Annotated in this window: 9 protein-coding genes and 1 pseudogene; 9 read left to right on the top strand and 1 reads right to left on the bottom strand. The window is 49.8% G+C overall.

The genetic code is table 11. The annotated features are described in order from the left end of the window. The first annotated feature begins 26 nt into the window (after positions 1–26). From Q0257_RS05175 to Q0257_RS05150, 6 genes and pseudogenes are all read left to right on the top strand, one after another. The gene (locus Q0257_RS05175) at positions 27–548 is read left to right on the top strand and encodes an iron transporter (protein WP_005869331.1); all 522 of its coding nucleotides are present in this window, start codon (positions 27–29) and stop codon (positions 546–548) included. Between the two features lie 419 nt (positions 549–967). After that, the gene (locus Q0257_RS05170) at positions 968–2,386 is read left to right on the top strand and encodes a Fe-S-containing protein (protein WP_298022400.1); all 1,419 of its coding nucleotides are present in this window, start codon (positions 968–970) and stop codon (positions 2,384–2,386) included. Next, complete coding sequence (locus tag Q0257_RS05165) at positions 2,386–3,630, top strand: ABC transporter permease (RefSeq protein ID WP_298022397.1); 1,245 nt, start codon at positions 2,386–2,388, stop codon at positions 3,628–3,630. The genes Q0257_RS05170 and Q0257_RS05165 overlap by 1 nt, the downstream gene beginning before the upstream one ends. After that, entirely contained in the window at positions 3,617–4,750 is a 1,134-nt protein-coding gene (locus Q0257_RS05160) for an FtsX-like permease family protein (protein WP_005869323.1), read from the top strand. Before Q0257_RS05165 ends, Q0257_RS05160 begins: the two co-directional genes overlap by 14 nt. Before the next feature lies 1 nt (position 4,751). Continuing rightward, positions 4,752–5,390: pseudogene (locus Q0257_RS05155) on the top strand (ABC transporter ATP-binding protein); the annotation flags it as partial. Positions 5,391–5,636: 246 nt separating this feature from the next. Next, positions 5,637–5,858 carry a hypothetical protein gene (locus Q0257_RS05150; RefSeq protein ID WP_298022392.1) on the top strand — a complete coding sequence of 74 codons (222 nt, stop codon included), beginning with the start codon at positions 5,637–5,639 and terminating at the stop codon, positions 5,856–5,858. Positions 5,859–5,930: 72 nt separating this feature from the next. Here Q0257_RS05150 and Q0257_RS05145 read toward each other — a convergent pair whose 3' ends face one another. Then, positions 5,931–8,015, bottom strand: coding sequence for a DNA polymerase III subunit gamma/tau (locus Q0257_RS05145; protein WP_298022388.1), 2,085 nt, complete (start codon positions 8,013–8,015; stop codon positions 5,931–5,933). A gap of 92 nt (positions 8,016–8,107) precedes the next feature. Between Q0257_RS05145 and Q0257_RS05140 the strand changes: the two genes are divergently transcribed. From Q0257_RS05140 to gyrA, 3 genes are all read left to right on the top strand, one after another. Beyond that, entirely contained in the window at positions 8,108–8,656 is a 549-nt protein-coding gene (locus Q0257_RS05140) for a YajG family lipoprotein (protein WP_297893992.1), read from the top strand. Then, positions 8,657–9,274 (top strand): ComF family protein, encoded by a 618-nt coding sequence (locus tag Q0257_RS05135; RefSeq protein ID WP_298022384.1) that lies wholly within the window; start codon positions 8,657–8,659, stop codon positions 9,272–9,274. It abuts the gene before it with no gap. A 50-nt stretch (positions 9,275–9,324) separates the two neighbouring features. Then, the coding region (gyrA, locus tag Q0257_RS05130; RefSeq protein WP_298022403.1) for a DNA gyrase subunit A at positions 9,325–11,215 on the top strand (1,891 nt) is incomplete at its 3' end.

The following is an 11,215-nucleotide window of genomic DNA, read 5'->3' as shown; positions in this document are numbered from 1 at the left end:
AACAAATCTTAATAAGGAGAGAAAAGATGAAAAAGATTTTTTCAGGTATGTTGGCGCTAAGCCTAGCCTCTGTTATAGCAATGGCGGGAGAGCATCCGATCGGCGAGCCGATTGAGCAAAATGGAATGGAGATCGCTGCTGTGTATCTTCAGCCTATCGATATGGAGCCTAAAGGCATCGATCTAGCTCCTAGCAAGGCGGACATCCACCTTGAGGCGGATATCCACGCTATCAAAGGCAACGCAAACGGATTTGGCGAGGGCGAGTGGATCCCTTACCTAAAGATCGCTTACGTGCTTAAAAACCTAGATACCGGCAAGATTCAAAAGGGAAATTTCATGCCGATGGTAGCTAGCGACGGTCCTCACTACGGCGCCAATATCAAGATGGTAAACGGTGTAGGCAACTACGAGCTAACCTATAACATCGAAAATCCAAGCGCCAACGGATTCGGCCGCCACGCAGATAAAGCGACCGGCGTAGGCAAATGGTGGGAGCCGTTCTCGGTTAAATACACTTTCCAATACACAGGCGCTCCTAAAGAGTAAATCATAGATGGCTCCGCCGAGTTCGTTTTCGGCGGAGCCCTAGCGGTATTGGGTTTAGCCGCGCGCTTTAAATTTAAGGCGGTTACTTTAGCCCGTTTAAATTTGCCATTACGCCGCAGCCAAAGCGCATCGTTTTTGCTTTAATGCGTTTAAGCTTACGAATCTTTTAGTTGCGGCAAAATTTTAAAATTTCAAGAGGCTTGAAATTTTAAAATTTTAAATTTAGCGCGCCGCAAGGATTAAACAGAACCAAAGCAAGAGCGTGGCGAAATTTCTCTTTGCGGGCGGCTCTTATCGCTGCAGACTTTTTGCGAGTGGGTTTGAAATTTTAAAATTTACAAAACGACGTAGGTTTTAAAATTTTAAAATTTAAGCGATTATAGGCGATTTATGCGCATTAGGCTCGATGAGGATTTTTAATGACGATATTTTTTTATCACATAAGCTTGGCTCTTTTCCCGCTTGCATTTTTAAGCGCGTATCTGGGCGACAGGCGCTTTATCAGCGCATCGTTTTTGCCCGCGCTTTTGGGAGCTGCATTCGGGGCGCTGTGCTTTAGCACATTTGCGCGCTCGGCAAACGCCGATACGGGCAAGATCGTATTTGATGCGCTCGCACTTTTAGCGCTGCTCGCGCTACTGCTTGCGTTTAAGTTTAAGCGATTATATCTCACCGCCTCCGTTCTTTTTGCTCTTGGTTGCACGTATGGATTTGAATACCGCTTCATAGGGATGAATTTTAAAATTTTCTCCGGCGAGCTACTGGACAGCTTCAGCCTAACCAACCTCTTTATGGCGGTTTTAGGTGCGCTGGCGCTCATTTTATTCTATTTTATTTATCGCTCAGCTCTAGCGCGTGCGAGTAGAGGTGCAAAGCTGGCGTCATTCGTCATCGCGTGGGCGTTTGCCTTTATCGCCAAAATCGGCTTTTTGGGCCTTGATCTGCGCCAGGCAGACGCGCCCAAAGCGCTAGCTGCGAAGGGTTTTGAAGGGCTTTCAAACGCGATCGGCTCGTCCGAGTTTCTAAGCGTCATCGCTAAAATCATCCATTACAACAACTCCTATCTGACGCTAGCTCTTTGCCTTATAGCCGCGCTAATTGCGCTGCTTACGGCATTTCGTGCGCCAAGTCGAGTGCCTCGCGAAGCGGACATTATAAAATTTAGAGAGGTTAAAGCGGGCAGATTTGCCATTTTTAGAGATTTTAGCCTGATCTTATCGCTTGGGATTCTAATCAGCTTTTTGGGGCTTTATTATATCTTGGTCGCTTCAAAACCGCCTACGATCGATGAGCCTAAGATTATCGAGCCGCAAGGCGCGGAATTCGTGATCGATGCAAACATCGTAAAGGACGGCAAGCTGCACCGCTTTGCCTACGTCACCGACGACGGGCACAAGGTCAGGTTTTTTCTACTAAACCGCTTCACGGACAAATTTGCCCCGGTCGCGGTTTTTGACGCGTGCTCGATCTGCGGCGATATGGGCTATATCAAAAAAGGCGACGAGCTCATCTGCATCGCTTGCAACGTGCGGATATTTTTGCCGAGCGTCGGCAAGCTTGGCGGCTGCAATCCGATCCCGCTGGATTATAAGCTAGAGGGGCAAAATATCGTCATCGCGCTTAAGACGATTGAGGACGGCGCGTCCTATTTCTCGGAGATCGTGGATAAAAAGGTGATCGATCCGGTCAGTAGAAAAGAAATTTTAAACACCTCTAAATTTAGCTATCTTTACTACGGACGCACCTACTTTTTTGAAAGCGAAGCGAATGCAAACGCTTTCACCGCGCACCCCGAGCGATATGTAGATGAAAACGGCACGCTAAAGGAGCTTAAATAATGTTTTTACGCATCATCAAATCCTCCATTTTAAACTCCAGGGATAGCAAAATTCTAGCGTTTTTGACCATATTTTTATCGGTCTCGCTGATCGCTTGCATGCTAAATATCACGCTAAAAATCGGCGATCAGGTCGCTAAGGAGCTACGCAGCTACGGCTCAAATATCGTAGTGCTACCGCGCTCGCAAAGCCTAAGTATCGAGATCGGTGGGCGCGAATACTCTCCGCTTAAAAACGATGATTTTTTAAAAGAAAGCGAGCTGCATAAGATCAAAGAAATTTTTTGGCGCAACAATATCACCGCCTTTGCGCCTTTTTTAACTACCCGCGCAGGAGATTACGACGTCGTGGGAACCTACTTTGAAAAGGACGTGGGCGTTAGCGACGAGCCTGATTTCAGATCGGGCGTGCGCTCGCTCTATCCATTTTGGAGCGTAGAGGGGCAGTGGGTAAAAGACGGCGCCGAGGATGAGGTGCTCGCAGGCGACGCGCTAGGGCTTAAGATCGGCGATGCGGTTAAGCTTGGAGATTATGAGGTTAAAGTCGTTGGGATTTTACACGGCGCGGAGGATGAAGCCAAAAAGCTGATCGCAAATTTATCGCTGGTACAAAAGCTAACGCACAAAGAGGGCCTCATCGCCAAGGCAGAAGTTAGCGCCATGACGATCCCGGAAGACGATCTGTCCGTAAAGGCAAGAAGGAGCCTTGATAATCTAGACGCCACAGAATACGACACCTGGTACTGCTCAGCATACGTTAGCTCCATCGCATATCAAATCACCGAGGAGTATCCAAACGCGACCGCTAAGGCGGTGCTTAGCGTCAGCGAAGCTCAAAGCGGCATCACGAAAAAAATTCAAAATTTAATGGGCGTCGTAAGTATCTTATCTCTGCTGATTTCAAGCATCTGCATCACGAGCCTGCTAAGCAGCGAAATTTACAAGCGCAAAAAGGAGATCGGCTTGCTTAAGGCGCTGGGAGCGAGCAATTTTATGATCTATATCCAGTTCGCCGCCGAAATTTTCGTCATCTGCGTAGCAAGCTCACTCGTGGGCGCAGTCGTGGGCTACGTGCTTAGCTGGGCGATCGCGTATCAAATTTTTGGCTCCTTTATCGGCGTCTCGCTTATGGTTTTTCCGCTTAGCATCGTTTTTGGACTTCTTATTTGCATTATCGGCTCGATTCTGCCGCTACGCGGAGTGATCAAGCTACTGCCTGCGGAGGTGCTTTATGGTAGGAAATAACGGCGCGTTTTTCAGAGGCGCGATCTTTAAAAGTATCATCAACAGCGGCATCCGCAGCTTCGTGATTTTCGTCGCGATCATGCTAGGCAGCGCAGTTTGCGCGGCGTTCGTAAATATCTACGCCGACATCGATAAAAAGGTCGCCAGCGAGTTAAACAGCTACGGCGCAAATTTAATCGTAAGCCCCGCAAATTTAGAAAATTCCCATATGGACGAAGCAGCGCTCGATGCGAAATTTGCTAAAATTCCAGCTCTAAAAAGCGCGAATAAATATCTTTTCGGCAGCGCAAATTTAGGCGTAAACTCAGGCATCATCATGGGCGTAAATTTCTCCTCTCTGCGCGATACTATGCCGTTTTTGGATCTTAAAGAGGGCTCGTTTATAGGCGTAGATTTCGACGATAAAAACGCACTCATCGGGCAGGATCTTGCTAAGCTTTTGGGCGCGAAGCTCGGCGATAGTATCGAGATCACGCCGATCGGCTCAAACGAAACGAGTAAGGTAAAGATAAAAGGCATCGTCTATGACGGGCAGAAAGAGGACGGCATGCTGTTAATCTCGCTGCCGCTAGCGCAAAAAATTTTAAATCAGCCTGCGCAGGTAAATTACGCAGAAGCGATCGTAAGCGGCGATTTTAAGCAGCTTAGCGAAATTTCAAAGAGCCTAAGCGATGCGCAGATGAGCTTCGCACCGATCGGCAAGGTATCCAAGACCCAGGGCATCATCTTAAACAAAATCAAGCTTTTGATGCTTCTTATCGGCATTACGATCCTTCTGATCACCTCGGTCTGCATCAACACGAGCCTTAGCTCGATCCTGCTTTCGCGTATCAAAGAGTTCGCACTCATCCGCGCAATCGGCGCGAGCAAACAAAATTTGCTCCACCTAATCCTGAGCGAAATTTTAACCGTCTGCGTCGCAGGCTCGCTAGCGGGAGTATTCGTGGGATACCTGCTCGCGATCTTACTAGGGCATCTGATATTTTCAAGCAGCGTGGATTTTAGGCTGATTAGCCTCTTTGCGGCGGTCGCGCTGAGCCTGATTTTTGCGCTCGCGGCAAGCTACTATCCGATCAAAAAGGCGCTGAATCCGAATTTAGCGAATCTATTAAGGGAATGACATGGAAATTTTAAAATTTGAAGGCATCTGCAAATACTTCGGCGAGGTCAAGGCTCTGGATAATATCAGCTTCGCCGTTTTAAGCGGCGAGTGGGTCAGCATAATGGGCCCAAGCGGCAGCGGCAAGAGCACGCTCGTAAATATCCTAAGCCTGATGGATACCCCCACCGCAGGCAGATACATCCTAGGCGGAGCCGACGCGAGCGCGCTAAACGACGAGCAAATTTTAGAATTTCGCCGCAAAAAGATCGGTCTCGTGTTTCAGCAGTTTCACCTAATCCCCTATCTAACGGCCGTCGAAAACGTTATGTTAAATCAATACTACCACAGCTGCGTGGACGAGGACAGCGCCAAGGCAGCACTTGAGAAAGTAGGGCTCGGACACCGCATCACGCACCGCCCTAGCGAGCTTAGCGGCGGCGAGCAGCAGCGTGTCTGCATCGCGCGCGCACTCATCAATGATCCCGACATCATCATCGCCGACGAACCTACGGGCAACCTCGACGAGGCCAACGAGCGCGTGGTTTTGCAGCTCTTTCAGACGCTTCGCAGCGAGGGCAAGACGCTGCTTTTGGTCACGCACAACGAAGAGCTCGGTAAATTCGCCGACAAAGTGGTACGCCTAAGACACGGCAAGCTCGATCGAATAGAGCTTTTGGATCAAAGCACGATGAAGCACAATCTCGGCTCGCAAGATAAAATTTCAGATCGCAATCCAAACAAAAGCGCTTCGCAAAACTCTAGCGCCGAAGCTGCGAGCGAACAAAATCCCGCCTCGCAAAATTTAGGTGGCGAAGATCGGAGCGCTGAAAATTTAAGCGGCGAAAATCAAGGTGGTAAAAATTCGGGCGCGCAAAATGACGGTGCGTAAAATTTAGCTCGCATGATGAAAAATAAAGCTACGTTAAAATTTAAAAATTTCACCGCCAGCCTGTGCTATTTTCGGGTTCGCACAAAGCTCGCGCGAGCAGGCGCGGCTCTTTGCTGCGCACGTCCCGCCGAAGCTGCTTGTCTCGAAAGATCAAGCGCCGATGCAAAGCCGAGCGAAGTGGGTAAAAATTTAAAAAGCCGAAATTTTAAAATCGCGCAGGCTTGCTTCGCCGCGTAAATTTCTATATCGTTTTTGCACGCTTAAAATTTAAAATCGCGCGATGCGGCGTAAATTTATCCGCAGCGAGCGCTATTCCGTGATTTTGGTGGGCTCGCCGAAGAGTCTATTCATCTCGGAGATTAAAATTTCCTTGCCGTCCTGCGCGCCGTTTGCGAGCTCGGCGAGACCTGCCTTGGCGGCGCGCACGCTCTTACTCGTATCGCGGGGCTTTGCGGCGTAGTTTTGCGGATCGGTGGATCTTAGCAGATCGTCCTTGGGCGGCTGTTTTTCGCCCTCGCTACTAGCGCCGTTTTCTTTCGGTTTTGCCGCTTTCGGCGCGGAATTTTTTTCAGAATTTTCGCTGCCGTTTGAAATTTCATTTTGCTCGGAGTTTGCGGTCTTACTTGCGCCCGAGTCAGAATTTTGCGCATCGCTTGTCGTATCGCTAGAATTTTCAAGCGATTTTTCCGCGCCGCCCGCCCCATCTTTTGCTTTGCCATTCGCTGCGCTATCTTTGCTGCCTGGGGCAGAGTTTTCCGCGCCGCTCGGCGCAAAATTTTCTTGTTTCTGCGGCGCGCTTTGCTCGATTTTGATTTTCGCGCTCTCGCCGAAAAGCGATTTTAGCACGCTATTGATCGCTCGCGAACCCTTGCGTAGGTACTCTCTGTCCTGCCCCTGCGCGCGCGAGAGCAGATACAATGTGCCGCGCTCGAGCTTTAAAAATTCTATGCATTTGCTAAATTTCTCGCCTAGATCGTAATCGCGGTCGTAAATTTTGGCTAAAAAATTCTCGTAAATTTCATTTTGAGCGCCCGTTTTGACGGACGGGCTAGAATTTTTAGTCTGCGCCGTTGCGCTCGGTTTAATCTCGCCGCCTGCGTCAAGGCTCTGCTTTGCCGCGCCGAAGTTTTGTGCCGTGTTTGCGGGACGTTTCGCACTTGTCGTAAAGCTAGGCACGCCGCTTATTCCGCTATCCTGGCCGCTTGACGCAAAAGCCGCGCCGTCCGGCTCGCTGTTTGGCGCAAATGCCGCGCTTTGGTTGAAATTTGACCTAAAATTCGGCGCGGAGCTTTGCGCGTTTAAATTAGGCGCCGAAGCGGAAGGATAGCCCTCGCCTTGATCCAGGGATCTGCCGACCTCGATCAGCTCGTCGATCTCGCGCAGATTTACCGCCTCCATCATCATAAAAATCATCATAGAAATTGCGTAGGTGTTGTCGGGACTGATGGCGAGCATGCTCTTAGCGCCCGCTAAAATGCGGAAAAACCGCTCATACATCAGAAGGCTAAATTTCGCGTCGCGTCGCAGGAATTTGTCCTTTAAATTTGCGATCATCTCGTCGATTATCGTCTCGGCGTTGTAGTTTTCGACCTCTTTGATGATCTCGATCGCGCCCGCGCGGTCTTGGCGCAGCACGATGTCTAAAATTTCGCCAATTTTAGCGGGATCGAGCAAGCCCAGCATATCGGCGATCGCGCGCTGCGTGATGCCTTCGCGGCTAAAGATAATCGCCTGATCGAGGAGCGTGAGCGTGTCTCGTAGCGAGCCTGAGCCGCTGCGAGCTAAAATTTCAAGCGCGCCCTCTTCGTAAGCGATGTTTTCGGTTTTTAAAATTTGCTCTAGATGCGCTACGACGGCGCTTTTGGCGATCGGCTTAAAGCGAAAGTGCTGAGTGCGCGATAGCACCGTGACGGGAAGCTTGAGCGGATCGGTAGTCGCAAGGATAAATTTTACGTAGCTAGGCGGCTCCTCAAGCGTCTTTAAAAGCGCGTTGGAGGCCTCTTTGGTGAGCATATGCACCTCGTCGATGATGAAAATTTTAAAGCGCGCGCTTGCGGGATGATACTTCGTCTGCTCGATAAGCTCGCGGATATCGTCGATCTTGCGATGGCTGGCGGCGTCCATCTCGATGATGTCGATGTGGCGCCCCTCGTTTGCCATTACGCAGTTATCGCAGATCTCGCACGGCTTGCCGGTGGGGCCTTTATCGCATAGAAGCGCTTTGGCAAAAATCCTAGCCGTCGAGGTTTTACCGCTGCCGCGAAGTCCGCTGAAAAGATATGCGTGACTCAGCCTGCCCGAATCCAGCGCGTGCGCGAGGCTTTTGGCGACGGCGTCTTGACCGATGAGCTGCTCGAAGCTTTTGGGTCTGTATTTTAAAGCGAGTGCTTGCAAAATTTCTCCTTTGATCTTACAATGATACAAAAAAATCTATAAATTTTAAATTTAGTGCTACAATGCGCCCGAATTTCAGAAAAAGGATAAAAATGAAAAAATTTTTAATCGGCGTATTCGCGCTATTTTTTGTCGCCTGCTCGCAAACCAGCAGCGTCATCAGCCTAAATCCGTATCTTTCCAAGGCCGATCAGACCGTAAGCGGCAAGTCGGTAAATATCAACGCGATCAACGATCAGCGCGAAAATCAGATGGTAATCGCCGTTATAAACGACAACGACGGCAAACTCGTCGATGAAGTTCTTTTAAAAAACAATCTCTCGGCGTGGTTCGACAAGGCTTTGCGCGCGGAGCTTGAGGCTCGCGGCGTAAGGATCGATCCGGCAAGCCCGAATATCGTAACCGTAAATATTAGAAGCATCTCGGCAGCGATCAACGGCTACTCGAAAGAAAATATGAGCGCAAGAGGCGAGATCGCGATCTCTATCGTGCAGGGCAACAAAACTACGACCAAGCGCGTTTCGCAGGATCAGAGCCAATTTACCGCCCTTCGCACGGCTAGATCGCTTAATCCTTTTGTGCAAAGCTTGCTTGGCGACATCGTCAAAAAATCCGCCGATCAAATCATCTCTACGCTTTAGATGCGCTGCGTAAATTGCGGCGCGTTTAGCCTGCGCACGATCTGCGCCGCCTGCGCCGCAAATTTAGCCGAATGCCGCCTAAGTATGCGGCAGGTGGAGGGCTTTAGCGTGTTTTACTACTACGGCTACTCCGAAATTCGCGAGCTTATACTTTCTAAACATCACGAATACGGCGCTGCGGTGCTTGCGCGCATAGCTTCTTTAAGCCTAGCGAAATTCCCGCTTCATCTGCAGCGCGAAATTTCAGCAAATCCGCAAAATTACGAAACGTTTAAAACGGACGGAATTTTTAAATTTAACGCCGTGCCGCTGGATGATGACGCTCGCAGCGGCTATTCGCACACGGCGATCTTAGCTCGCGCGCTAAAAAGCGAGCTCGTGGAGCCTACATTTCACTGCCTGCGCGCGCAAAACCGCGTCAAATACACGGGGCAGAGTTTGGAATTTCGCCTAAAACACAAGCGAAATTTTAAAATTTTAACCCCGCCGAAATTCCCCGTGATCCTGGTAGATGACATCATCACCTCGGGTCTTAGCATGCTGCAAGCGCGCGAGAGCTTGATCGATGGCGGCTTTATGCCCGTGTGCGGCTTGGTTTTAGCTAATGCAAAAGAATAATTCGCTATAATCGCGCTTTAAAATTTAAAAGGATATTTATGCAATCAAATATGTTTGAAAATCAGGAGATCATCGATATCGACGTCGAAGAATCGATCAAGACGAGCTATCTTGATTATTCGATGAGCGTTATCATCGGTCGCGCGCTACCGGATGCCAGAGACGGTCTAAAGCCGGTGCATAGGCGAATTTTATATGCGATGAACGATCTTGGCGTGGGCTCTCGCCAGCCTTACAAAAAATCCGCCCGTATCGTAGGCGATGTTATCGGTAAATACCATCCGCACGGAGATACCGCCGTTTACGACGCGCTCGTGCGAATGGCGCAGAGCTTTTCGATGAGAATTCCTTCCGTGGACGGACAGGGTAACTTCGGATCGATCGACGGCGACGGCGCGGCGGCGATGAGGTATACCGAAGCGCGTATGACGCCGCTAGCCGAGGAGCTACTAAAAGACCTGGACAAAGAGACAGTCGATTTCGTGCCGAACTATGACGAGAGCCTGAACGAACCCGACGTCCTGCCTGCGCGCGTGCCGAATTTGCTGCTTAACGGCTCGAGCGGAATCGCCGTGGGAATGGCGACGAATATCCCGCCGCACAGCTTAGATGAGCTCGTGGGCGGTCTTTTGATACTGCTTGAGAATAAAAACGCAAGCCTAGAAGAGATCATGGACGAGATCAAGGGTCCAGATTTTCCGACCGGTGGCATCATCTATGGCAAAAAGGGGATCATCGAGGCGTATAAAACGGGCAGAGGGCGCGTTAAAATTCGCGCTAAAACCCATATCGAAAAAAAGGCTAGTAAAGATGTCATCGTAATCGACGAGCTGCCGTATCAAACCAATAAGGCGCGCCTGATCGAGCAGATCGCAGATCTCGTAAAGGAAAAGCAGATTGAGGGCATCTCCGAGGTGCGCGACGAGAGCGATCGCGACGGAATTCGCGTAGTAATCGAGCTTAAACGCGACGCGATGAGCGAGATCGTACTGAATAATCTATTTAAGCAAACTACGATGGAGGCGACCTTCGGCGTTATAATGCTCGCAATCGACGGCAAGGAGCCGAAGATTTTCACGCTGATAGAGCTTTTGAAGCTGTTTTTGAACCACAGAAAAACCGTCATCATCCGCCGCACGATTTTTGAGCTTCAAAAAGCGCGCGCTAGAGCGCACATCTTGGAGGGCTTAAAGATCGCGCTAGATAACATTGATGAAGTGATCGACGTGATTAGAAACTCCGCCGACACCAACGTCGCGCGCGAAAATTTAATGAGCAGATTCGGCCTCAGCGAGGCGCAATCGGGCGCGATTTTGGATATGAGGCTAAGCCGCCTCACCGGACTTGAGCGCGAAAAGATCGAGGAGGAGCTAAAAGAAATTTTAGCCGAGATAAAGCGGCTTGACGCGATCCTAAAGAGCGAGGAGCTAATCGAAGGTATCATCAAAGATGAGCTTTTGGAGATCAAGGATAAATTTAAATGCCCGCGCATCACCGAAATCGTCGATGACTACGAGGATATCGACATCGAAGATCTTATCGCGAATGAAAATATGGTCGTTACGATCACTCACCGCGGCTACATCAAGCGCGTGCCTAGTAAGACTTACGAGAAGCAAAAGCGCGGCGGCAAGGGGCGCGTGGCGGTTACGACATACGACGATGACTTCATCGAGAGCTTTTTTACGTCCAACACCCACGACACGCTTATGTTTATCACCGACCGCGGGCAGCTCTACTGGCTTAAGGTCTATAAAATTCCGGAGGGCTCGCGCACCGCAAAGGGCAAGGCGGTCGTAAATTTAATCCAGCTCGGCGCGGACGAAAAAATTATGGCGATCATCCCTACGACCGATTTTGATCCGAGCAAGTCGCTCGTATTTTTCACTCGCAACGGCATCGTAAAACGCACGAATTTAAGCGAGTTTAAAAATATCCGCT

Origin of the sequence: uncultured Campylobacter sp. (genome assembly GCF_938018035.1) — a bacterium.
In the GTDB taxonomy this organism is placed as follows: Bacteria; Campylobacterota; Campylobacteria; order Campylobacterales; family Campylobacteraceae; genus Campylobacter_B.
The sequence above is the reverse complement of the archived record's forward strand: the minus strand, read 5'-3'. Positions and strand labels throughout refer to the sequence as shown.